Origin of the sequence: Ciceribacter sichuanensis, from assembly GCF_024055605.1 — a bacterium.
GTDB lineage: Bacteria > Pseudomonadota > Alphaproteobacteria > Rhizobiales > Rhizobiaceae > Allorhizobium > Allorhizobium sichuanense.
On record NZ_JAMXLX010000002.1, the window covers coordinates 500,587 to 524,172 of the forward strand.

Here is a 23,586-nt window from a genome sequence, read left to right on the forward strand (position 1 = left end):
GAAACGTCAGGGGGGAGCAAGGAAAGCTTGCTACCGAGAAATAAATTTCACGGAAGCTTCACATTAACTGATAGGTTGCAGACAGACCTATTTTTCCGACACCCGGTCGTGCCGCAAGAAATCCACGAAGGCCTTCAGCGGGGCCGGCATGTAGCGACGACTGGGGTAATAGAGGAAAGGCCCTGAAAACGCCTGTTCCCAATCCGGCAGCACCGGCAGCAAGGCTCCGGATGCGAGATCGTCGCGAAGAAACTCCTCGAAAGTGAAGATGATGCCGAGCCCGGCCCGCACGGCCGCAAGCTCCAGATCGATGGACTCCGCGATCATCCGCGGCCGTGGATGAACCGTGATCGCCTCGCCTTCGCGTTCGAAGGTCCATGAAATCGTGCGACCGCTGGCAAAGCGATGCAGGACGGCCTCATGGTCGACCAGTTCGCGCGGATGGGAGGGCATTCCCCGCCGCTCGATATAGGCTGGAGCCGCAGCCCCGACATAGCTCTGGCGCCGAGGCCCGAGCGGAATGGCGATCATGTCCTGATGCAACGCCTCCTCATAGCGGACGCCGGCATCATGCCCTTCGGCCAGCACGTCGACGAAGGCGTCGTTGACCGATATCTCCATGGTAATCTCGGGATAGGCTTCGAGAAACCGGGTGGCGATATCTGGCAGGATATTGCGGGCGACGATGCCCGGCACGTTGAGCCGCAACCGCCCGGCGGGCCGATCGCGAAAGCTGTTGATCGCATCGAGCGCCGTCTCGATTTCCGCAAGTCCCGGCGTCAACCGTTCGAGCAGCCGCTCGCCCGCATCGGTCAGCGTCACGCTGCGGGTTGTGCGATTGAACAACCGCACATCGAGTTGCGCCTCCAGCCGTCGCATGGCCTCGCTCATCGACGAGGCGGAGACACCACGCAACTTACCCGCCGCCCTGAAACTGCGCAGGCGCGCAATGGTCGCGAAGGCGTCGAGCTCAGCGAGCGGCAGATTGCTCATTGTACAAAATTCCAAACAGGCCGTTTCGTTTGCATCGGATTATCGCACAAAACGTCGAGGAGTAGAAAGGACCTCGGCAACATCCTCAACATCCTCTCCGGGGATTTTCGAAAGGAACCAGACAATGCAGACTGTGAAACTCGGCCGGACCGGCCCCTCCGTCTCCCGCTTCGGCCTCGGCTGCATGGGAATGTCCGGCATGTATGGCGAGAGCGACAGAGCCGAGAGCATCGCCACCATCCACGCGGCCCTCGACGCCGGCATCAACCTGCTGGACACCGGCGATTTCTACGGCATGGGCCACAATGAAATGCTGATCGCCGAAGCGCTCAAGGGCCGTTCCCGCGACGATATCCTGCTCAGCGTCAAGTTCGGAGCCCAGCGTGATCCCGCCGCCGGCTGGATCGGCTTCGACGCCCGTCCGGCCGCCGTCAAGACGGCGCTGGCCTACACGCTGCAGCGGCTCGGCGTCGACTACATCGACATCTACCGCCCTGCCCGCCTCGATCCCACCGTTCCCGTCGAGGACACTATCGGCGCCATCGCCGACATGGTGAAGGCAGGTTTCGTCCGCTATATCGGCCTTTCTGAAGTCGGTGCGGACACCATCCGCCGTGCAGCGTCCGTCCACCCCATCGTCGATCTGCAGATTGAATATTCGTTGATTTCCCGCGGCATCGAAGACAGGATCCTGCCGACCTGCCGCGAACTCGGCATCGGCATCACCGCCTATGGCGTACTTTCCCGCGGTCTCATCAGCGGCCACTGGCAGCCGGCAAGTATCGGCAGGAACGATTTTCGCGCCCATTCCCCGCGCTTCCAGGGGGAAAATGCCGCCCACAATCTCGCGCTCGCGGAAGCACTCGGCAAGGTCGCCGCATCGAAAGGCATGACGACCGCCCAGGCCGCCATCGCCTGGGTCGCGGCACAAGGCGATGACATCGTGCCGATCATCGGCGCACGCCGCCGTGATCGCCTTCAGGAATCCCTTAGTGCTGCCGATTTTTCGCTGACGCCGGAGGATCTCGCCGAAATCGAACGCGCCGTACCGAAGAACGCTGCCGCCGGTACCCGTTATGCCGAAGCGCAGATGGCGCATCTCGACAGCGAAAAGTGACCTTCAAATATGGAAACGGCCCGGTCGAAGCCGGGCCGTTTCTCGTTTCATTCTATCTTGGCCAACCTTCTATCGGATCAGATCGGCCCGGAGAAGGTGTCGCAGGACGCCACCTTGCCGCTGTCAAAGCCGCGCTTGAACCACTTCATCCGCTGGGCGGACGTGCCATGGTTGAAGCTATCGGGCACGACATAGCCCTGGCTGCGCTTCTGCAACGTATCGTCGCCGATCTGCCTGGCGGCATTGAGCGCTTCCTCAAGGTCACCTGCTTCGAGCAGGCCCTTCTGCTGCGTGTACTTGCCCCAGATCCCGGCGAAGCAATCCGCCTGAAGCTCGACGCGCACCGACATCTGGTTGGCTTCGACTTCACTCATCGACTGCCGGGCCTGATTGAATTTCGGCAGGATGCCGGTCAGGTTCTGAACGTGATGACCGACCTCATGTGCAACCACATAGGCTTCGGCAAAGTCGCCGGAAGCGCCGAAGCGGTCATTGAGTTCCCGGAAGAAGTCCGTATCGAGATAGACCTTGCGGTCGCCCGGGCAATAGAACGGCCCGGTGGCGGAGGAAGCGGTTCCGCAGGCAGAAGCCGTACGTCCGGCGAATAGAACCAGCGTCGGCTCCTGATAGGTCTGGCCGGCCGCCTTGAAGATGCCGTTCCAGGTATCCTCGGTCTCTGCCAGAACAGTACGAACGAAAGCCGTCATCTCGTCGCTGGCCGGCTGGGAGGGCTGCTCGCCGATCGACTGTTCATAACCCGACCCCTGCTGCTGCATCGAGCCATCGCCCAAGAGTTGCAGCATGTCGATGCCCATCATCTTCAGGACGAAATATATGACGATGAGAAAAATGATCGTGCCGATGCTCATGCCACCGCCGCGCCGGCCTCCCGTGGGGAGTTGCATGCCCGACCGTCCGAACGGATCGCGCCCCATGCCACCGCGGCCGGTCGAGGTGCCGCGCCGGTCTTCAATATTGTCCGATTGACGTCGGCCCTTCCATTCCATGGTGTTCATCCTCTCCAGCAAGCGCTGCGCGCCCTTGGAAACAATCTATAGTGCAAACTGTTCCCTGCGGCCATTCCAATCGAGAGGAAGCGCGGCTCCGCCGGACATTCAGGCCGGCTCGAAAACGAGCAGTTCCTCGAAGTGGTTCATGTCCTCGAAGGCGCAGAAAGCCGGCGGCTTGAGCGCGATCACCGGCGACCGGTCGCGGATCTCTTGCGTCACCTTGTCGAGGAATGGAACCCAGGCTGCAATCGTCTCGTCGTCAAAGCGCTCCTTCGGATAGGCGAAGGTGATGTGGAAGGAATAGCGGTCATGATCGGGATGCCTATAGCCGAGAAGATCGGCGAAACGATTCCGCCAGGATTTCAATCGAGCCCTGTCATCCGCCGTCACCCCATCCAGCGTCAGACCCGCCGGCGTTGCTTCGGTCACTTCCATCTCGAACGGACCGTCGGGCACAAAAGCTGCCAGCCGATCCATGTAGATCGCCGTCATGTCGTCGATCGGCGCATCGAGCGGCACATCGGCCGGCCAGAACGGCAGCTTCCGGCGATATTCGATGATTCCCTGAAACAACGTCATGTGCAGGCTGGAGACCGGCGTGAAGGCGAGTTGGCACGCACCCGGCATCGATAGATAGCCCATCCGCGCATCGACGATTGCCTGTTCGCTCTCGGTTCCCGGCAGGAGATGGCAGACGATGGTATTGCCCGGCTCGCGCAGGAACTGCCCGGAAGAATTGTATCGCGTTCCGAAATGCGGAAGCGGTTGCGGCGTCAGCGTCCGGGAAAAGAGGTGCAGATAGGGAGGAAGAGTATCAGGTGTGATCGGTTCGACGGCCATGGAACAACCTTTGCGGTGGGGAAATACTGCTCTATCCGTCCGGCAACAAACCTGTGTGACAATTGAATGAATTCCGGCTCCGCAAAGCCGTTGATCGCCGCTCCCCAACTTTCATGCATTTGGCTTCATTTAAGGGGTTGGTTTGGGCGAGAGTTTTCCCTATAAGCCCCTTCTAGCCTGAAAAGACCCTCGTTTGTGCCCCGGCCGGTGAAAATTCACCCTGGCCGGTTTTTCGCGCAACCTGAAAATGGAAATAAGCCCATGCCGAAGCGCCAAGATATCAAGTCCATCCTCATCATCGGCGCTGGACCGATTGTCATCGGCCAGGCATGCGAATTCGATTATTCCGGCACACAGGCCTGCAAGGCGCTGAAGGAAGAAGGTTACCGGGTCATTCTGGTAAACTCCAACCCGGCGACGATCATGACCGATCCGAACCTTGCCGACGCCACCTATGTCGAACCGATCACCCCGGAAGTCGTCGCAAAGATCATCGCGAAGGAACGCCCGGATGCCCTGCTGCCAACCATGGGTGGCCAGACCGCGCTCAACACCGCACTGTCCCTTAAGCGCATGGGCGTTCTCGACCGCTACAATGTCGAGATGATCGGCGCAAAGCCGGAAGCCATCGACAAGGCCGAGGACCGCGCCCTCTTCCGCGAGGCCATGGCGAAGATCGGCCTTGAGACCCCGCGCTCGATGCTCGCTAACGCAACAGAGATCAAGGACGCCGACCGCAAGAAGCACGAAGCCGCCCGCAACGAGGTGAAGGCCAAGCTTTCCGGCGCAGAACTCGACAAGGCGCTCGACGAGCTGGAAAACCAGTGGAACCTCGGCGAGACCGACCGCAAGCAGCGCTATATCAGCCACGCCATGGCGATTGCCGCCCAGGCCATCGACACCGTCGGCCTTCCGGCCATCATCCGCCCCTCCTTCACCATGGGCGGCACCGGCGGCGGCATCGCCTACAACCGTTCGGAATTCTTCGAGATCGTCGGCTACGGCCTTGACGCCTCGCCGACCACGGAAGTCCTCGTCGAGGAAAGCGTTCTCGGCTGGAAGGAATATGAAATGGAAGTGGTCCGCGACAAGGCGGACAACTGCATCATCATCTGCTCCATCGAGAACATCGATCCGATGGGCGTCCACACCGGCGATTCCATCACCGTCGCGCCAGCTCTGACGCTGACGGACAAGGAATACCAGATCATGCGCAACGCCTCGATCGCGGTTCTGCGCGAGATCGGCGTCGAGACCGGCGGCTCGAACGTACAGTTCGCCGTCAATCCGAAAGACGGCCGCCTGGTCGTCATCGAAATGAACCCGCGCGTATCGCGCTCGTCTGCCCTGGCGTCCAAGGCAACCGGCTTTCCAATCGCCAAGATCGCCGCCAAGCTCGCCATCGGCTATACGCTCGATGAGCTGGAGAACGACATCACCGGCGGCGCGACCCCGGCATCGTTCGAACCGTCCATCGACTATGTCGTCACCAAGATCCCGCGTTTCGCCTTCGAGAAGTTCCCAGGTGCCTCGCCGGTCCTGACCACCGCCATGAAGTCGGTCGGCGAAGTCATGGCCATCGGCCGCACCTTCGCGGAATCGCTCCAGAAGGCTCTTCGCGGCCTCGAAACCGGACTGACCGGCCTCGACGAGATCGAAATCCCCGGCCTTGGCGAAGGTGACGATCACAACGCCATCCGCGCCGCCATCGGCACGCCGACGCCGGATCGTCTCCGTCAGGTCGCGCAGGCTCTGCGTCTCGGCATGTCCGAGACGGAAGTGCACGAAAGCTGCAAGATCGACCCGTGGTTCATCTCCCAGTTCAAGGCCATCGTGGACATGGAAGCCCGCATCCGCGAGCACGGTCTTCCAACCGACGCCGAAAACCTGCGCATGCTGAAGTCCATGGGCTTCTCCGACGCGCGCCTCGCCAGCCTGACGCACAAGCGCCCGAAGGAAGTGGCGGAACTGCGCAACGCGCTCAATGTTCGCCCGGTCTACAAGCGCATCGACACCTGCGCCGCCGAGTTCGCCTCGCCGACCGCCTACATGTATTCGACCTATGAGACGCCCTTCGTCGGCGCGGCCCGTTCGGAAGCCCAGATTTCCGACCGCAAGAAGGTCGTCATTCTTGGCGGCGGACCGAACCGTATCGGCCAGGGCATCGAGTTCGACTACTGCTGCTGCCATGCTGCCTTCGCGCTCAAGGATGCCGGCTATGAAGCCATCATGGTCAACTGCAACCCGGAAACGGTTTCCACCGACTACGACACCTCCGACCGCCTCTATTTCGAGCCGCTGACGGCCGAAGACGTGATCGAGATCATGCGCGCCGAACAGGAAAAGGGCGAACTGGTGGGCGTCATCGTCCAGTTCGGTGGCCAGACGCCGCTGAAGCTCGCCGAAGCGCTGGAAAAGAACGGCATCCCGATCCTCGGCACTGCGCCCGACATGATCGACCTCGCCGAAGACCGTGACCGCTTCCAGAAGCTCCTGATGAAGCTCGACCTCAACCAGCCGAACAACGGCATCGCCTACTCGGTCGAGCAGGCTCGCCTCGTTGCCTCGGAAATCGGCTTCCCGCTGGTCGTTCGCCCGTCCTACGTTCTCGGCGGCCGCGCCATGCAGATCATCCACAATGAGAGCATGCTGCAGACCTACCTGCTCGACACGGTTCCGGAACTCGTGCCGGAAGACATCAAGCAGCGCTATCCGAACGACAAGACCGGCCAGATCAACACTCTGCTCGGCAAGAACCCGCTCCTGTTCGACAGCTACCTGACCAACGCCATCGAAGTGGACGTCGACGCCCTCTGCGACGGCAAGGATGTCTTCGTCAGCGGCATCATGGAGCATATCGAAGAGGCCGGCATCCATTCCGGCGACTCGGCGTGCTCGCTGCCGGTCCACTCGCTGTCGGACGAGATCGTCGACGCCCTTGAACGCCAGACCGTGGCGCTGGCAAAGGCGCTCAACGTTGGCGGCCTGATGAACGTGCAGTACGCCATCAAGGACGGCGTGATCTACATTCTCGAAGTCAACCCGCGCGCCTCGCGTACGGTGCCTTTCGTCGCCAAGACCATCGGCGCTCCGATCGCCAAGATCGCCGCCCGCGTCATGGCCGGCGAGAAGCTCGACGCTGCCATCTCAGCCTATGGGGCAAAGCCCGATCCGCGCAAGCTGAAGCACATCGCCGTCAAGGAAGCCGTATTCCCCTTCGCCCGTTTCCCGGGCGTGGACACGCTGCTCGGCCCCGAAATGCGCTCGACCGGCGAAGTCATCGGCCTCGACACCGATTACGCTCTGGCCTTCGCCAAGGCGCAGCTCGGCGCAGGCGTCGAACTTCCACGCGATGGAACGGTCTTCGTTTCGGTGCGTGACGAGGACAAGGAGCGCGTGCTTCCCGCTATCAGCCTGCTTTCGAGCATCGGCTTCAAGGTTCTGGCCACCGGCGGCACCGCCCGCTTCCTTGCCGAAAAGGGCATCAAGGCTGAAAAGATCAACAAGGTTCTGGAAGGACGCCCGCATATCGAGGACGCCATCCGCAACCGTCAGGTCCAGCTGGTCTTCAACACCACGGACGGCAACAAGGCAGTCTCCGACTCCAAGTCCCTGCGCCGCGCCGCCCTGATGCAGAAGGTGCCGTACTACACGACGATGGCCGGCGCTCTTGCCGCCGCACAGGCCATCGAGGCCCTGAAAAAGGGCCAGCTGGAAGTTCGCCCGCTGCAGAGCTACTTCTGAAAATCCGATGGGTCGGGTGAAAAAATCATCTGACCCATCATCATTTGACATTTGTCTATCAGCCCGGAGAAGACGATCATCCGCGACTCAGGTCGAGGAGGACTTCTCATGCAAGACAGGACTGATACCGTCGCCGTCGCGGGACGGCGCGAATGGATCGGGCTCTATATCCTTTCCATCGCCTGCCTGATCTATTCCATGGACCTGTCCGTGCTGTTCCTGGCGATGCCGGCGATCACCACCGCTCTCGATCCTTCGGCTGCCGAACTTCTCTGGATCAACGATATCTATGGCTTCATGGTCGCGGGATTCCTCGTCACCATGGGTACACTCGGTGACCGCATCGGCCGCCGCAAGGTTCTCCTGATCGGCGCCTCCGCCTTCGGCGTGGCCTCCGTCTTCGCGGCCTTTTCGACATCGGCCCAGATGCTGATTGCCGCCCGGGCCTGTCTTGGCATTGCCGGCGCGACCATCGCCCCATCAACGCTGTCGTTGGTGGTCAACCTCTTCTCGGACGAGAAGGAACGTAACCGGGCGATTGGCGTCTGGGGTACGGCCTTTGCCCTTGGCGGCCTGATCGGCCCACTGATCGGCGGCGTCCTGCTCCAGTATTTCCACTGGGGCTCCGTCTTCCTCATCAATGTCCCCGTCATGCTGGCGCTCATCATCGCCGCCCCCTTCCTTCTGCCGGAATATCGGGGCGACGGTGCCGGGCGTCTGGACCTGCCGAGCGTCGGGCTTTCTCTCGCCACCGTCCTGCCGATCATCTACGGCTTCAAGAAGATCGCGACAGATGGGATGGATCCCCTCTATCTCGTTCCCGTCGCGGCGGGGCTGGCTTTCGGAGCGCTGTTCGTCCGTCGTCAGCGCCGTCTTGCCGATCCGCTGATCGACCTCTCCCTGTTCAGGATACCCGCCTTCCTGGCGTCGCTGCTGGTCAACCTCTCCGGCGTCTTCTTCGTCTTCGGCATTTTCCTGTTCCAGAACCAGTATCTGCAATTGGTGATCGGCCTGACGCCGCTCCATGCCGCACTCTGGTCCGGCCTGCCCGGCCTCGTCTTCACCGTCATGTCCCTGCAAGCCTATCGCATCACCAACCGCCTGGGATCGGTGAAGACGGTTTTGACCGGCCTTCTGGTCAACGCCCTTGGTGCCGCCGTCATGGCCGTTGCCGCCTATTACGAAAGCCTGTTCGGCGTACTCGGTGCCAGCGCCCTGATTGCGCTGGGCTTCGTCCCGGTCATTCTGACCACAACCGGGCTGATCGTCGGCTCCGCGCCGCCAGAACGCGCCGGAGCCGCCTCGGCCATCTCGGAAACCAGCGCCGAGTTCGGCGGAGCGCTTGGCGTAGCCCTGCTCGGCAGTCTCGGCAGCGTCATCTATCGCATCGCCATGAATGGCGCCGACTTCGACGGTCTGCCGACCGACATGGTGGAGGCCAGCCGCTCGACACTCGCGGCCGCGGTCGATGCCGCCCGCACTCTCGGCGGACCGGCTCCATGGCTGGACCTTGCCCGCAGCAGCTTCTCTCTCGGCTTTGCCGCATCCTGTGCGGCCGCAACCGTGGCACTCGTTCTGCTCGCCATCATCGCCCGCCGGGTCTACAGCCTCAACCCCGTGACGGAGAGCGCACCGGCACACTGAAAGCGAAGAGAAACGCTCGACGGCAACCGAAAATTGCAGCACCAGACCAAGTCTGCTATCGTCGCGCCAAAGCAGTCGGGAACGCGCGGCATGGGCAAGAACATCGTTCTTCTCTTCGACGGCACATCGAACGAAATCGCGGCGGACCGCACCAATATCCTGCGTCTGTTCGGCACCTTGAGGCGAACCGACCGGCAACTCGTCTACTACGATCCCGGTGTCGGGACGTTCGGTGCAGATGATTCCTGGTCACGCGCATGGCGCAAGGCGGTGGAGGTCTGGGGGCTTGCCACCGGCTGGGGCATGGATTCCAACATCAAGCAGGCCTATCGCTTCATCGTCGAGAACTACGAGGCAGCACCGCGTGACAGTGACGGCAAGAAGATCGGCGAGGACGACCGCATCTTCATCTTCGGTTTCAGCCGGGGCGCCTATACCGCCCGCGTCCTGGCAGGCTTTATCCATGCGCTTGGCCTGATTCGCCGTGAACACCTCAATCTCGTCGACTACGCTTATCGCACCTACAAGGGCATACCTGATCACCAGACCCGCACCCCCGCAACGCCCGCACCGGAAGGCAGTCCAGCGCCATCAGCCTTCGCTGCCATGCGCCTCTACGAGCGCACGCTGAAAGGCATTCGCCCCACGATCGAACTTCTGGGACTGTTCGACACCGTCGCCTCCGTGATCGAGCCCGGCAAGGTCGGCATCCAGTTCAAGACGCACCCCTTCAGCAACCGCAACCCGAGTGTGCGCCATGTCCGCCACGCAGTCGCCATCGATGAACGGCGCACGATGTTCCGGCCGGAGCTGTGGCCCTTCGACCAGCCCTTCTGGGGCAGTCCCTTCAGGCCACCGGCAGATCACCCTGTTGAACCGCAGGACGTCAAGGAGGTCTGGTTCGCCGGTGTCCATGGCGATATCGGCGGCGGTTATCCGGAAAAGCAGAGCGCACTCATCAAGCTGCCGCTTGCCTGGATGATCAGGGAAACCAAGGCGATGGGCCTCGACTATTCGACCCGTACGGTCAACGACGTGGTACTCGGCAAGAATCCCGAAAAGGATTACGTCGCTCCCGACCCGATGGTGGAGCCACACGATTCGATGAACCTCGCCTGGCGTCTCGTCGAATACATCCCCCGCAAGGTACCCCCCTCGTCCTGGCGGCATGATGGCAAGGGCGGCGGCATCTATCTGCCGAAATCCGATCCACGCTTCATCCCCGAAGATGCGCTTGTCCACATATCGGTGGAGGAGCGCTTGAACGGCTCACCGGTCGGCGGCCCCTACAAGCCACAGAACCTGCCTATACGCTATCGCGTAGAGCCCTGATGGCAGGCCATTACACGCTATAGGAAACATGGCGCGCGCGCCGTCAATCCCCGCCCTCCAACATAAACCTCTGGAACTTTCCGTCTTCTATCTGTTATAGTCCCGGGCAACGTTGATTTGAGACATGGTTCCGCAGCTTTGCTGCGGAGCCTGTTTTTCTTTTGTGTCCGCCCTACAGGACATGAAAAGCAGAGGAAGGCGAAATGGTTGAAAAGGTCCCGATGACGCAGAACGGTTACGTCAAGCTGCAGGAGGAACTGCGCTGGCGTCAACAGGAAGAACGCCCGCGGATCATCGACGCGATCGCAGAAGCGCGCGCCCATGGCGACCTTTCCGAAAACGCCGAATACCACGCCGCCAAGGAAGCCCAGAGCCACAATGAAGGCCGCGTCGGCGAGCTTGAGGATCTGATTGCCCGCGCCGAGGTCATCGACCTCTCCAAGATGTCCGGTTCCAAGATCAAGTTCGGCGCAACCGTCAAGCTGGTCGACGAGGATACCGAGGAAGAAAAGACCTATCAGATCGTCGGCGATCAGGAAGCCGACGTGAAGGCTGGCCGTATTTCGATCTCTTCGCCGATTGCCCGCGCGCTCATCGGCAAGGAAGTCGGCGACAACATCGAAGTTGTTGCTCCCGGCGGTTCGAAAGCCTACGAAATCCTCTCCGTCGCCTGGGGCTGACGCAGAACCGGAAGGCCTCCCTTGCTTTCACTTGCCGATATCACGGTGATCGCGCCGCATTTCAAGCGGCGCCTCTCCGGTGTAACCTCGACCGTGATCCAGCTCGTGCCGGCGCAACGCCGCCACGGACGCGGCATCGTTACCCTCGGGCCCGGCCTTCCCGATCATCTTCCCAAGATGCACTGGCGGCAATTACCCGCCATCTGGCGCGCGCCCAAGGGCGCGCCCATTCGTATCTGGCATGCCCGGCGCAACAACGAGATGCTGTTCGGCATCTTCCTGCGCGATGTCCTGCGCATGCCCCTGAAGCTGCTCTTCACCTCCGCTGCGCAACGCCGCCACACCGGCTACACCCGCTGGCTGATCTCGAAGATGGATGCCGTCGTCGCGACCAGCGCGCGCTCCGGCTCCTTCCTCAAGGTGCCGCACACCGTCATCCTCCACGGCGTCGATACCGAGCTTTTCCATCCGGGTGAGGAGACATCTGATACCATCGCCGCAACCGGGCTGCCGGGACGCCATCTCGTCGGCTGCTTCGGCCGCGTCCGCCACCAGAAGGGAACGGACCTCTTCGTCCGCGCGATGATCGAACTCCTGCCGCAGTTTCCCGACTGGACCGCCGTCATTAGCGGTCGCGTCACCTCAGAACATCAGGGTTTCGCCGACAAGCTGAAGGCGGATATCGCCGCTGCCGGTCTTTCGTCGCGCATCATCTTTCTCGGCGAAGTCGATGACATCAAGCCCTGGTACCGCCGGCTTTCCCTCTACGTTGCCCCTTCCCGCAACGAAGGCTTCGGCCTGACGCCTCTCGAATCCATGGCCTCCGGCACCGCAGCCGTGACCAGCGACGCCGGCGCGTATGCGGAAATGATCGTCGAGAACGTCACCGGCAAGGTCGTGCCCGCCGGAAACTACGAGGCGCTGCGCGACGCGATCCGCGTTTATCTCGCCTCGCCGGCCGCAGCCGAGGAGGCGGGCCGCGTCAGCCGCCAGCACATCCTCGACAATTTCGCCCTCGAAAACGAAGTGGGCGGACTGGAGAAGGTTTATGATCGCCTTCTCGGGCATGACAAGGCGATCCCATGACCAAGGTGAAGTTCATCGGTCACAGCAAGCATCTCAACGGCATCCGCAAGGCTTCTGACGGCAGCCTTGAACTGGTTCCGCTGAAGCTTGTCGACACGATCCGCGAACTCGTGCGCCGTAAGGGGTTCGGTGGCCTTCTGGCAACCATTGCCGGTCGCGACGAATTTGTCGATCTCAGGCCTGTTGTCGAGCGCAACCTGATACGTCGGCGCATCCGTTTCGGCTGGTTCTATTCCAACCCGATGGTCGCCGCCATCTACCGGGCCATGGTCCTGCCTCGCGCCCGCATCCCCGCCGCACTGCTCAAGCTCTGTTTTGACGAACACCCGGAAGCCCGGGCTCTGGTCTTCAACGGCTTCCTGATGCCGGATGCGTTGACGCTCGAAGTCAGCAAGGCGCTTGGCCGCGAACGGCTGGTCATGGAGCTCGGCTTTTTCCCGAAGATGCTGCAGTATGACCGCAAGGGCATCAACTACGACAGCACCCTTCCCCGCGATCCCGCCTTCTACCGCATGTTGGACGACCGGATCGGCAAGGAAATGCCGGCAGACCTCGTGCGCCGCCAGAGCAAGCAAAAGGGTTCCGAGACCGCCACCTTGCCCCCATCCTATGTCTTCGTACCGTTCCAGGTGCCAAGCGACATGCAGGTGCTGGCCCATTCTCCCTGGATCAGGGACATGGTGCATTTCTACGAGGTGATCGCCCGCCTCGCCGACCGCCAGCCGGATGTGCACTTCGTCATCAAGGAGCATCCCAGCTTTCCGCTGTCGATCCGCGGCCACGTCAAGCCGCACAGCCGCATCCATTTCGCCAATCACAATGAGACACGTGGCCTGATAGAAGGCGCCGACGCCGTCATTGTGATGAATTCGACCGTCGGCCTCGAGAGCCTGTTCCTCGGCAAGAAGGTCATCACCATCGGCAACGCGCCCTACAATATAGACGGCCTCGTGCTGCATGCCGGCAATGATAGTGAACTGGCTGCCGCTTTTCAGGCGCTGAAAAACTGGGAACCCGACGCGGACCTTCGCACGACCGTCATAAGGTACATTTACAACGTCTTCCTGCTCAGGGGCGATCGCAACAATGCGGACGCGGCCATGATGGAGGCCTTGCGCCAGCGCGCCGAGGGAACCGACCAGCACAGCCTTTTCCTGAAAGAATTTGCCGAATGTTCGGGTCATGAAGACCGAGCGGAGAGACAACCGGTCAGGGAAGGCCCGTAGCGACGATGAATATGCAAACCACGCTCACCCCTCCGGTCAATGTGGTTTGCATGAAATGGGGAACCCTCTACGGCCCCGAATACGTCAACAACCTGAAACGCGGTGTCGCCCGCCACCTTCGCCGCCCCCATCGTTTCGTCTGTTTCACGGACGATACGACCGGGCTGGAAGCCGGCATCGAGACATTCCCCCTGCCGGAACTCGACCTGCCTGCCGGCCATGGCGACCGGCGCTGGCGCAAGCTCGCCCTCTTCCGCCGCGATCTAGCCGATCTTCAGGGCACCACGCTGTTTCTCGACCTCGATCTGGTCATCATGACCGATCTCGAGCCGTTCTTCACGCATCCCGGGACATTCCTGATCATCCGGGACGACAATCTCTTCCGCGCCAAGCCGCTTCGCCGCATCAACCCGGCCCGCGACCGTTTCCTGCATTCGGTCGGCAACAGTTCCGTCTTCCGCTACGAGATCGGCGCACACAGCTATATCCTCGACGCCTATCTGGCAGACCCTGCCAAGGCCATGACGAATTACGAGATTTCCCAGCAGTTCCAGAGCGCCCAGCTTGCCGCCCATGGCCACCTGCAATACTGGCCGCGTGAATGGTGCGTGAGCTTCAAGAACGCCTGCGTTCCCCGCAATCTGGCCAGCTACCTCTGGGACCCCGCGCCGCCGCAAGGCGCGAAGATGGTGGTCTTCGCCGGCCAGCCGAAAATGAGCGAAGTTCTCGCCGGCGGCGGGCACAAATGGTATCGCAGGATCGGCAAGGTCGACTGGCTTCACGATGCCTGGTACAGCAACGGCCAGGCGGCTTCAGATCTCCAGAAGGGGAACCTTCTTGACTTGGCGGATCGTCAGCATGGTCCGCACGGTATGGACGTGCTCGTTGGCGGTTAGCACCTCGATGACGAAGTCCTGAAAGCGGGTCAGGTTTTCCGCAACACAGTGCAGCAGGAAATCGCTGTCGCCGTTGACCATCCAGGCCTGCCGCACCATCGGCCATACCTCGGTCGCAGCGGCAAACGCCTTGAGATTGGCCTCCGACTGGTGTTTCAGGCCGATCATGCAGAAGGCGACGAGGTCGAAACCGAGCTTCGGCGCACTCAGCATCGCGTGATAGCCCTCGATGATGCCGCTCTCCTCGAGCTTTCGTACGCGCCGGAGACAGGGCGGCGCAGAAATGCCGACCCTCTCGGAAAGCTCCACATTGGTCATTCTCCCGTCCCGTTGCAGTTCGCGCAGGATTCGAAGATCGATTGCGTCCAACTCGGCTCTCAGCACGGGGATGGCCTTTCATGATTTGCAGATGGGCATTTTCTAGCGGAACCCGTGGAATACGCAAGAATCAGGCTGCATTGCGAACAAAAATTACCATGCGACGCATTGCCTTGTTGGTATTGCAAGGCTGACCTTGAATAAATGCATGGATCAATCATAAATGAGCCTACAAAGAAGTGGCGCGCGAGCTTATATCGCACCCTCCCCTGGCCGCTTTGAAAGGAACTACCCATGACTGCCCGCCATACAAAGGTGTTGATCATCGGCTCAGGCCCAGCCGGATACACGGCCGCGATCTATGCCGCCCGCGCCATGCTGAAGCCGGTTCTCATCGCCGGCATGGAACAGGGCGGTCAATTGATGATCACGACCGACGTGGAGAACTATCCCGGTTTCGGCGATCCGATCCAGGGCCCGTGGCTGATGGAGCAGATGCTGAAGCAGGCAACCCATGTCGGTGCCGAGATCGTCAACGATCTGGTGACCGAGGTCGACGTTTCCCGTCGTCCCTTCACCGCCCGGACCGATTCCGGTGCGGTATGGACCGCCGACACGCTCATCATCGCCACCGGCGCCAAGGCCAAGTGGCTCGGCATCGAGAGCGAGCAGCATTTTCAGGGCTTCGGCGTTTCAGCCTGTGCCACCTGCGACGGCTTCTTCTATCGCAACAAGGACGTCATCGTGGTCGGCGGCGGTAATTCGGCCGTCGAAGAGGCACTTTACCTCTCCCACATCGCCAAGTCCGTGACCGTGGTGCACCGCCGCGACAGCTTCCGCTCCGAAAAGATCCTGCAGGAGCGTCTGTTCGCCAAGGATAATATCCGCGTTCTCTGGAACACCGAGGTTGCCGAAATCACCGGCGCGCCCGCCAAGCCGCCGATGCCGCCGTCTGTCAGCGGCGTGAAGCTGCGCGACACGCTGACGGGCGCTGTCACCGAAACGCCGATCGACGGCGTCTTCGTCGCCATCGGCCATGCGCCTGCGGTCGAACTGTTCAAGGGCAAGCTGAAGCTCAAACCGAACGGCTATCTCTGGACCGCTCCCGACAGCACCGCCACGGACGTATCAGGCATCTTCGCCGCTGGCGACGTGACCGATGACATCTACCGGCAGGCGATCACCGCCGCCGGCATGGGTTGCATGGCAGCGCTTGAAGCCGAGCGCTTCCTGGGCGCCCAGCCGGTGCAGGCCGAAGCTGCGGAGTAATGGTCATGAGAGGGGGTGGCATGCCGTTGGATTGGGACAAGTTGCGCATTTTTCATTCGGCCGCAGAAGCTGGGTCTTTCACCCATGCGGCCGACAAGCTGCATCTTTCCCAATCGGCGATCAGCCGCCAGGTCAGCGCGCTGGAACAGGATATCGGCGTCAAGCTGTTCCACCGCCACGCGCGCGGCCTCATCCTCACCGAACAGGGCGAATTGCTTTACCGCACCGCCCATGACGTGCTGCTCAAGCTCGAAACGGTGAAGATGCAGCTCACCGAGACGACGGAGAAGCCGAGCGGCAAGCTCCGCGTGACGACAACTGTCGGTCTCGGCCAGGGCTGGCTTACGGACAAGGTGCAGGAATTCCTGCAGCTTTACCCGGACATGTCCATCCAGCTCATCCTCGACAACGAGGAGCTGGACGTGAACATGCGTCATGCCGACTGCGCCATCCGCCTGCGCCAGCCGCAGCAATCCGACCTGATCCAGCGCAAGCTCTTTACCGTGCACATGCACGTTTATGCAGCACCGTCCTACATCAACCGCTACGGCGAACCGCAGTCGATTGAAGATCTCGACAACCACCGCATCATAACGTTCGGCGAGCCGGCCCCCGGCTACCTTCTGGACGTGAACTGGCTGGAAATTGCCGGACGCTCGTCCGACAATCCGCGAATGCCGCATCTCCAGATCAACAGCCAAACCTCGATCAAGCGGGCCTGCCTCTTGGGAATCGGTCTCGCCTGCCTTCCGGACTACATCGTCGGTCGCGATCCCGGACTGATTCAGCTGTCACTCAGCGCCGATGTACCCTCGTTCGACACTTATTTCTGCTATCCGGACGAAATGAAAAATGCTGCGAAGTTGAAAGTCTTTAGAGACTTCATCGTCGCAAAGGCCAGAAATTGGAACTTTTAGGCCGTTTTTGCAGCAAAACGAGCAGGCCTGCACATCATGCATGCCTGACATGCATAAAAAAGCATTGTTCACTGCACAAAAAACCACCATATCGCTCACAGCTGATGCACATGGTGGCTTTCCTCCCAGTTCCACCGCAGCAGCTGTTCCCCTCTGGAGGTTTTTTGACCTTCACACTTCAAAGGGCCCTGGAGCGATCCGGTGGCCCTCTTTTTTTTCTCACAGATCCCCACGTATCGCAGCAATGATGAATGGAGGCTCGCCGATTCTGAAAAATTTCAAGAATTGTCCCTAAAATGAGCCAATCCGAGGAACGGGTTTACTGTTACCTAAGTTGACACCTCATTTCGTCGCCATATTTGAATTGCTTCCACTCCGATACGGAATCACCAGCATATGAATCTTGACGAGACCCTCAAAGCGCTTGCACATCCCGCAAGGATTGAAATGCTCGTGTGGCTCAAACAACCCGAAGTCCATTTCCCCGATCGCCCTCATCCGATGGAATTGGGCGTCAGCGCAGGGCAGTTCGAACGTTGCGGGCTGTCGCAGTCCACCGTATCAGCCCACCTCACCACGCTGCAGCGCGCCGGCCTCGTGCTGTCCACCCGCGTCGGCCAGTGGGTTCTGTATCGCCGAAACGAGGAAGCGATCGGCAAATTCCTCGCCGCCTTGAACACGGCCCTCTGAGACACCAGATTCGAATTTCCGGGATAATCCACCCCTCCTGCATCGGATAATTTGGAAATTTAGAGAGGTCTCATGTCCAGTCTTTTCGACCCCATTATGCTTGGCCACGCCACGCTCGCCAATCGCATTGCCATGGCCCCGCTGACCCGCAATCGCTCTCCGGGCGCCGTACCGAACGATCTGAACGTCACCTATTATGAACAACGTGCATCGGCAGGCCTGATCATCACCGAGGGCACGCCGATCACCCAGCAAGGTCAGGGCTATGCCCAGGTTCCCGGCCTCTACCTTCCTGAGGCAGTCGAAGGCTGGAAGCGCGTCACCTCCGCCGTGCACTCGGCCGGCGGCAAGATCCCCGTCCAGCTCTGGCATGTCGGCCGCATTTCCCATACCTCGCTGCAGCCCGGTGGCGCGGCTCCCGTTGCCCCGTCCGCCATCCGCGCCAAGTCCAAGACCTACATCATCAACGATGACGGCACCGGCGCGTTCGCCGATACGTCCGAGCCCCGCGCCCTCGACATTTCCGAAATCCCCGGCATTCTCGAGGATTACCGCCGCGCCGCACGTGCAGCTGTCGACGCCGGGTTCGATGCCGTCGAGATCCATGCCGCCAACGGCTATCTGATCGACCAGTTCCTGCGCGCCGACACCAACCACCGCACGGACGCCTATGGCGGCTCGATCGAAAACCGCATCCGCTTCGCCATTGAGGTGGTCGAGGCCATCGTCAACGAGATCGGCGCAGACCGCACCGGCATCCGCATCTCTCCGGTGACCCCGGCAAACGATGCATCCGACCCGGATCCGCAGCCCCTTTTCAATGCACTCGTGGAAAAGCTCGCCTCCTATGACCTCGCCTTCATCCATGTGATCGAGGGCGCGACCGGCGGCCCGCGCGACAACCTTCCCTTCGACTGGGCCGGCCTGAAGGCTGCTTACCGCGCCAAGGGCGGGAAGGCCGTTTGGATGGTCAACAACGGGTATGATCGCGAACTGGCGATCGAGGCCGTCGAATCCGGCCGCGCCGACATGGTGTCCTTCGGCAAGCTCTTCATCTCCAACCCGGACCTCGTCCAGCGGCTGAAGGAAAATGCCCCCCTCAACGAGGCGGACCGCAACACCTTCTACGGCGGCGGCGCGGAGGGTTACACCAACTACCCGACGCTCGCACTTTCCGCCTGAGCGTTACGGCAGACACACGAATGCCCCGCTGCCGCGGGGCATTTCTTCTGAAGGTTTTCGCCTACCTCAGGCTGCGGAAGGCCAGACGGACCGATATCCCGAACATCAACGCGCCATTCGCCGGGTGCAACGCCGCCACCAGCGGCATATCGACTTCCTGCCCCACCACGACCACGGCGATCTGCAGGAGATAGCTCGTCGCCAGTACTGCCGTCAGCTCTCGAATGGCAATCAGTCGCGGCGACATGAAGGCTTGCGCCAGCAGCGCGAGGATCGGCAGGACGATGGCGCTACCAACGATGCGGTGCACGTCCCAGTCAACCCCGCCCCCGAAGATCGCCATGCCTGCGAGATAGAACTGGGTACCGATGCCCGCGCTGGTCAGGATCGCCATCCCCGTGAAGACGAGGCTCGCGGGAGCCGGCCTTATTTCTAGCCGCACACTCATGCCGCCCTCCCGGTCGAGGAAGCAGATATCGAACCTGACTGCCTGTCGGCACGGAACACCCCGTCCACCCGCTCTGGAAGGCAGCCAAGGCTTGCCAGGGTGGTCGCGACAGCCTCGTCGATGGGTGTGTGCGGCTCTTCTCCGAGAAACTCGACGAGACGCCGATTGTCCATCATAACCTCACGGCTCCAGAGGTAACGCATTTCCAGGAGTTCCCGAAAGATCGGCACGAAGGGCGATGCAAGTATGGCAAGCAGCCAAGGGAAGCGCTTCAGCTTGAGATCCGGCCGCCCCGTGACCCGACGGATGGAAGCCGCAAGTTCGTTACCGTCCCGATCCCGGAAACCCGCCATATGGAAGCGTGCGAAGGTCGGCAACCGGACGGCATGCTCCAGCAGACGCACCATGGTTTCCGCGGCATCCGGCAGATAGGCCCACTGGTGCCCGACGCCGGGCGAAGACGGGTTGGTGATCGCCGTAATGGGCGCACCGGGCTTGATGACACCCTGCGCAAACCAGTTGTTGCCGGCACCGGGACCGAAGAAATCGCCCGCCCGGACGATCAGCACCGGCACGCCATCGGCGGCCGCAGCTTCCAGGCGGCGCTCAAGCTCAACCCTTATCTGCCCCTTGCGGGTCACCGGATGCTGCGGACTATCCTCGCGAACCAACGGAAAACTGTCCGGCCCAAAATTATAGACCGTCCCCGGCATCAGGATGCGCGCGCCGTGACGCTTCGCGGCGGCAATCGTACTGTCGATCATCGGCAGCACCAGCTTGCCCCAGTTGCGATAACCGGGTGGGTTGACGCCATGGACGATGAGGCTCGCACCGCAGGCCGCATCCATTACATCGGCGGCGTTCATCGCATCGCCCTGCACCCACTGGTATTGCGGCATCCGCGCCTGCATTTCGGACGCGCGACGATGCATTGCCCGGACGCGATACCCCCGTTCCGCGAGCTTTGCAGCGACCGCGCCGCCGACGCCGCCGGTAGCGCCGAGAACAAGGGCTATGGGGGAATGAATGACTGCTGTCTCTGTCATGGCCTGAACTCCTTCGTTTCGATGCAAGGAGTATCCAATGCGCCAAAGATATACGGAATTGCCAGATTTTCTTTAGTTGATATACATTAATGCATGAGCATCGAACTGGCCTGGGATTATTACCGCACCTTCCTCGCAGTTCTGCGCGAGGGATCGCTTTCCGCCGCCGCACGCGAACTCGGTCTGACGCAGCCGACCGTCGGGCGCCATATCGACGCGCTGGAACAGGCAGGGGGCGGGCCGCTCTTCCTGCGCACGCCGAAAGGCCTGCTGCCGACGGAGACCGCCCGACAGATGCGTCCCCACGCCGAAGCAATGGCGGCAACGGCGGCCGCACTGGAGCGGGCCGCCTCCGGGCGATCCGACACGGTGACCGGGACCGTGCGCATCAGCGCCAGCGAAGTGATCGGCATCGAGGTGCTTCCGCCGATCCTCGCGGACCTTCAGGAGGCCCATCCCGGCCTGGATATTGAACTGTCCGCATCCGATGAGGTGGAGGATCTGCTGAATCAGGCGGCCGACATTGCCATACGCATGGTCGAGCCAGCGCAGGATGCCCTGCTCTCCCGCCGCATCGGACGCATTCCGCTCGGCTTTTATGCCCATCAGCGCTATCTCGACCGCCACGGCACGCCACAATCTCTGGCCGAGCTTGGAGAGCATCGCCTCATCGGCTTCGACCGGCACTTCGCCTATATCCGCAACATTCTCGCCGGAAGGCCCGATCTCGCGGACACCCATTTCTCCTTCCGCACGGACAGCAACCTCGCGCAACTCGCGGCAATCCGGGCGGGCGGGGGCATCGGCATGTGCCAGGACGGGCTTGCAAAGCGCTTTCCGGATCTCGTACCAGTCCTGCCGGGCGCACTGGGGCTCTCGCTCGACACCTATGTCGTGATGCATGAAAGCCTGAAAACCGCCCCCCGCTGCCGCGTTGCTTTCGATGCGCTGGTCAGGGGATTGCTGGACTATATCGACCGATAGGAATTCAGGGATGAGCGAACTGACACGCGCCGAACGGGACGGATCGACTGGAACCGGCAGCCAGCCAACAGGGGGATTTGCGCCCCTAGTCCCCGAACTCGATGTCACCAGCATCGAGGCAAGCCTGCACTTCTGGTGCGATGGTCTCGGCTTTCGCATCGCTTATGACCGCCCGGCCGCGAAATTCGCCTATCTCGAGCGTCAGGGCGCCCAGCTGATGCTCTGCCAGATCAATGGCAACTGGAAAACGGGAGCGCTGGAAAAACCCTTCGGGCGCGGCATCAACTTCCAGATAGCCACGGACGATCTTGAGCCGATACTTGAGGACTTGCGCGAACTGGATTGGCCGCTCTTCGAAGGTGTGAGCGAAAGCTGGTATCGCATTGGAGAGAATCAGGAAAGCGGCTCGCGGGAATTCCTGGTGCAGGACCCCGATGGCTATCTGATCCGCTTCTCCCAATCGATTGGAAAACGCACCATCGGCTAAGGCCTGACGCGCAAAAGGGCTGGACGGTTTTGCGATGACGGGACGGCATACGACCAAGAGTGCCGATCCGATCCCGAAGATCGAGTCGCGCTCTAAAGGGAAGAATTCGCCTGATGCGGGTCGTCGATCTCGACCTCAGGGCGATCGCCGCCGTCGGAATATTCCTCCCGCCACTTGCCCTTCTCATCCTGGTAGCTGATCTCGACCGGCTCGTCGCCGACCTGCTGTTCCTGCATGACGATGCGGGCCGCTTCCAGCGCTTCATCGTGGCTGTTGAACGTCTCGGAAAACACGTTTCCGAGCTTATAGGCCCAACCGCCATCATGAGGAACAATCTCGTAAACGATCTTAGTCATTCTTTCCTCCTTCCAAGCCGGAGCATTATCACACCAAGTGGCGCAAACATCAAACGAGGTGGAAAAATGCACACCCGGCAAGAATCTCCGGCCCGAAAAGACTGGACAAGACGTGCTTTTAGGCAGTTCTGGGAGATGCCCATCCCACCTTCAAGGCAGCGCATCCGTGCATAGTCTCCGTCAGGAAAAGACACTTGTCTTCCCGCTTATTGTCGCAGTCGCCGGCCTGGCGCTGGAACACCAGATCCTCGCTTTCGGGCCGGTCGTCTCGGTGGTTGCAGCGGTCGTCCTGATCGTCGCGATCCTCTTCGCCTCGCTGCGCATCGCCCACCACGCCGAAGTTCTCGCCGTAAAAGTCGGCGACCCCTACGGCACGATGATCCTGACACTTTCGGCCGTCATGGTGGAAGTCCTGATCCTCGCGATCATGATGAGCGAGGAAGGTTCGCCGACGCTGGTGCGCGACACGATCTATTCCGCCGTCATGCTGGATATCAACGGCATCCTCGGCCTTGCCGCGCTGCTGGGCGGCCTGAAGCACGGCGAACAGCCGTACAACGACGATTCCGGCAAGACCTACGGCGTGATGATCCTGACTGCGATGGGCATTTCCATGGTCGTTCCGGAATTTATCCCGACGGCGAAATGGCAGTACTATTCCCTCTTCACCATCTTCGCGATGATCGCCCTTTACGGTCTCTTTCTGCGCATGCAGGTCGGCACGCACAGCTACTTTTTCAGCTACAGCTATCCCCGCACCCAGCAGCGAGGACAAGAGGAGCACGTACAGGAAGGGGAAAACGAGCCGACAACACTCTCGGTCACCGTCATCATCATCGGCGTTGTGCTGATCGGCGTTCTTGCTGAGTTGATGTCCGCGTTCCTGAACGTCGGCCTTAAGGATGTCGGCGCGCCCGTCGCCCTCACGGCAATCCTAGTCGCCGCCATTTCCGCCGGCCCGGAAATCCTGACTGCATTGCGGGCCGCCCTCGCCGACCGGATGCAGGCCACAGTGAACATCGCCATGGGCGCATCGCTGTCGACCGTGATTCTCACAGTACCCGTCATGGAGGCCATCGCCCTCTACACCGGTCAACCTTTTATGATGGCCATGTCGCCGGTGCAGACCGTCATGATCGCGATCACGCTGATTGCAGCCGCGATAAATCTGAATGACGGCGAAACCAATGCGATAGAAGGCATGACGCACTTCATCCTCTTCGCCACCTTCATCATGCTCTCCTTTCTTGGCCTGTAAAGCCGGGGCACGAAAGGTAGCGCTTACGGCACTTTTGTCGGGAACCTTTGGCGGCACCTCCCG

The 23,586-nt window shown here is 61.2% G+C and carries 22 protein-coding genes; 15 read left to right on the forward strand and 7 right to left on the reverse strand.

The genetic code is table 11. The annotated features are described in order from the left end of the window. Positions 1 to 87 precede the first annotated feature (87 nt). A complete protein-coding gene (locus NBH21_RS08690; RefSeq protein ID WP_250915875.1) occupies positions 88 to 993 on the reverse strand; it encodes a LysR family transcriptional regulator in 906 nt (301 codons plus the stop codon). Between the two features lie 124 nt (positions 994 to 1,117). Between NBH21_RS08690 and NBH21_RS08695 the strand changes: the two genes are divergently transcribed. Beyond that, a complete protein-coding gene (locus NBH21_RS08695; RefSeq protein WP_250915874.1) occupies positions 1,118 to 2,110 on the forward strand; it encodes an aldo/keto reductase in 993 nt (330 codons plus the stop codon). A gap of 77 nt (positions 2,111 to 2,187) precedes the next feature. Here NBH21_RS08695 and ypfJ read toward each other — a convergent pair whose 3' ends face one another. Both ypfJ and NBH21_RS08705 read right to left on the reverse strand, forming a co-directional pair. Beyond that, a complete protein-coding gene (ypfJ, locus tag NBH21_RS08700; RefSeq protein WP_250915873.1) occupies positions 2,188 to 3,117 on the reverse strand; it encodes a KPN_02809 family neutral zinc metallopeptidase in 930 nt (309 codons plus the stop codon). A gap of 108 nt (positions 3,118 to 3,225) precedes the next feature. Beyond that, the gene (locus tag NBH21_RS08705) at positions 3,226 to 3,960 is read right to left on the reverse strand and encodes a DUF1868 domain-containing protein (protein WP_250915872.1); all 735 of its coding nucleotides are present in this window, start codon (positions 3,958 to 3,960) and stop codon (positions 3,226 to 3,228) included. Between the two features lie 261 nt (positions 3,961 to 4,221). Between NBH21_RS08705 and carB the strand changes: the two genes are divergently transcribed. The 7 genes from carB to NBH21_RS08740 all read left to right on the forward strand — a co-directional run bounded on the left by carB (position 4,222) and on the right by NBH21_RS08740 (position 14,568). Next, positions 4,222 to 7,704, forward strand: a complete 3,483-nt coding sequence (gene carB / locus NBH21_RS08710; RefSeq protein WP_250915871.1) for a carbamoyl-phosphate synthase large subunit — start codon at positions 4,222 to 4,224, stop codon at positions 7,702 to 7,704. A gap of 108 nt (positions 7,705 to 7,812) precedes the next feature. Then, entirely contained in the window at positions 7,813 to 9,348 is a 1,536-nt protein-coding gene (locus tag NBH21_RS08715) for an MFS transporter (protein WP_250915870.1), read from the forward strand. Positions 9,349 to 9,438: 90 nt separating this feature from the next. After that, positions 9,439 to 10,680, forward strand: a complete 1,242-nt coding sequence (locus NBH21_RS08720; RefSeq protein ID WP_250915869.1) for a T6SS phospholipase effector Tle1-like catalytic domain-containing protein — start codon at positions 9,439 to 9,441, stop codon at positions 10,678 to 10,680. A 203-nt stretch (positions 10,681 to 10,883) separates the two neighbouring features. Further along, positions 10,884 to 11,360, forward strand: coding sequence for a transcription elongation factor GreA (greA, locus tag NBH21_RS08725; RefSeq protein WP_099058414.1), 477 nt, complete (start codon positions 10,884 to 10,886; stop codon positions 11,358 to 11,360). Between the two features lie 21 nt (positions 11,361 to 11,381). Further along, the gene (locus NBH21_RS08730; RefSeq protein ID WP_250915868.1) at positions 11,382 to 12,446 is read left to right on the forward strand and encodes a glycosyltransferase family 4 protein; all 1,065 of its coding nucleotides are present in this window, start codon (positions 11,382 to 11,384) and stop codon (positions 12,444 to 12,446) included. Next, positions 12,443 to 13,672: a capsular polysaccharide export protein, LipB/KpsS family gene (locus NBH21_RS08735; protein ID WP_250915867.1), complete on the forward strand. Its 1,230-nt coding sequence runs from the start codon at positions 12,443 to 12,445 to the stop codon at positions 13,670 to 13,672. Before NBH21_RS08730 ends, NBH21_RS08735 begins: the two co-directional genes overlap by 4 nt. A 5-nt stretch (positions 13,673 to 13,677) precedes the next feature. After that, entirely contained in the window at positions 13,678 to 14,568 is an 891-nt protein-coding gene (locus NBH21_RS08740) for a hypothetical protein (protein WP_250915866.1), read from the forward strand. Here the strand turns inward: NBH21_RS08740 and NBH21_RS08745 are convergent. Next, positions 14,485 to 14,952 (reverse strand): Lrp/AsnC family transcriptional regulator, encoded by a 468-nt coding sequence (locus NBH21_RS08745; RefSeq protein ID WP_250915865.1) that lies wholly within the window; start codon positions 14,950 to 14,952, stop codon positions 14,485 to 14,487. The two genes, NBH21_RS08740 and NBH21_RS08745, sit on opposite strands and share 84 nt — an antisense overlap. 228 nt (positions 14,953 to 15,180) lie before the next feature. Here NBH21_RS08745 and trxB point away from each other — a divergent pair, with 228 nt between their 5' ends. The 4 genes from trxB (at position 15,181) to NBH21_RS08765 (ending at position 18,944) form a co-directional block, all read left to right on the forward strand. Then, positions 15,181 to 16,155, forward strand: a complete 975-nt coding sequence (trxB, locus tag NBH21_RS08750; protein WP_250915864.1) for a thioredoxin-disulfide reductase — start codon at positions 15,181 to 15,183, stop codon at positions 16,153 to 16,155. 20 nt (positions 16,156 to 16,175) lie between these two features. Continuing rightward, positions 16,176 to 17,072: a LysR family transcriptional regulator VtlR gene (locus tag NBH21_RS08755; protein ID WP_163900048.1), complete on the forward strand. Its 897-nt coding sequence runs from the start codon at positions 16,176 to 16,178 to the stop codon at positions 17,070 to 17,072. 396 nt (positions 17,073 to 17,468) lie between these two features. Continuing rightward, entirely contained in the window at positions 17,469 to 17,762 is a 294-nt protein-coding gene (locus NBH21_RS08760) for an ArsR/SmtB family transcription factor (RefSeq protein WP_250915863.1), read from the forward strand. Positions 17,763 to 17,834: 72 nt separating this feature from the next. Beyond that, positions 17,835 to 18,944, forward strand: coding sequence for an alkene reductase (locus NBH21_RS08765; RefSeq protein ID WP_250915862.1), 1,110 nt, complete (start codon positions 17,835 to 17,837; stop codon positions 18,942 to 18,944). Positions 18,945 to 19,005: 61 nt separating this feature from the next. Here the strand turns inward: NBH21_RS08765 and NBH21_RS08770 are convergent, their stop codons facing one another. Next, a complete protein-coding gene (locus tag NBH21_RS08770; RefSeq protein ID WP_250915861.1) occupies positions 19,006 to 19,392 on the reverse strand; it encodes a DUF6220 domain-containing protein in 387 nt (128 codons plus the stop codon). After that, positions 19,389 to 20,438 carry an NAD-dependent epimerase/dehydratase family protein gene (locus tag NBH21_RS08775; RefSeq protein ID WP_250915860.1) on the reverse strand — a complete coding sequence of 350 codons (1,050 nt, stop codon included), beginning with the start codon at positions 20,436 to 20,438 and terminating at the stop codon, positions 19,389 to 19,391. Before NBH21_RS08775 ends, NBH21_RS08770 begins: the two co-directional genes overlap by 4 nt. 93 nt (positions 20,439 to 20,531) lie before the next feature. Here NBH21_RS08775 and NBH21_RS08780 point away from each other — a divergent pair, with 93 nt between their 5' ends. Together NBH21_RS08780 and NBH21_RS08785 are read left to right on the forward strand one after the other, a co-directional pair. Then, positions 20,532 to 21,422, forward strand: a complete 891-nt coding sequence (locus tag NBH21_RS08780) for a LysR family transcriptional regulator (protein ID WP_250915859.1) — start codon at positions 20,532 to 20,534, stop codon at positions 21,420 to 21,422. A 10-nt stretch (positions 21,423 to 21,432) separates the two neighbouring features. Beyond that, complete coding sequence (locus NBH21_RS08785) at positions 21,433 to 21,909, forward strand: bleomycin resistance protein (protein ID WP_250915858.1); 477 nt, start codon at positions 21,433 to 21,435, stop codon at positions 21,907 to 21,909. A 92-nt stretch (positions 21,910 to 22,001) separates the two neighbouring features. Here the strand turns inward: NBH21_RS08785 and NBH21_RS08790 are convergent, their stop codons facing one another. Next, entirely contained in the window at positions 22,002 to 22,265 is a 264-nt protein-coding gene (locus tag NBH21_RS08790) for a DUF2188 domain-containing protein (protein WP_250915857.1), read from the reverse strand. A gap of 166 nt (positions 22,266 to 22,431) precedes the next feature. On the opposite strand from NBH21_RS08790, the gene NBH21_RS08795 reads away from it, so the two are divergent. Then, entirely contained in the window at positions 22,432 to 23,523 is a 1,092-nt protein-coding gene (locus NBH21_RS08795; RefSeq protein WP_250915856.1) for a calcium:cation antiporter, read from the forward strand. Positions 23,524 to 23,586: the final 63 nt, after the last annotated feature.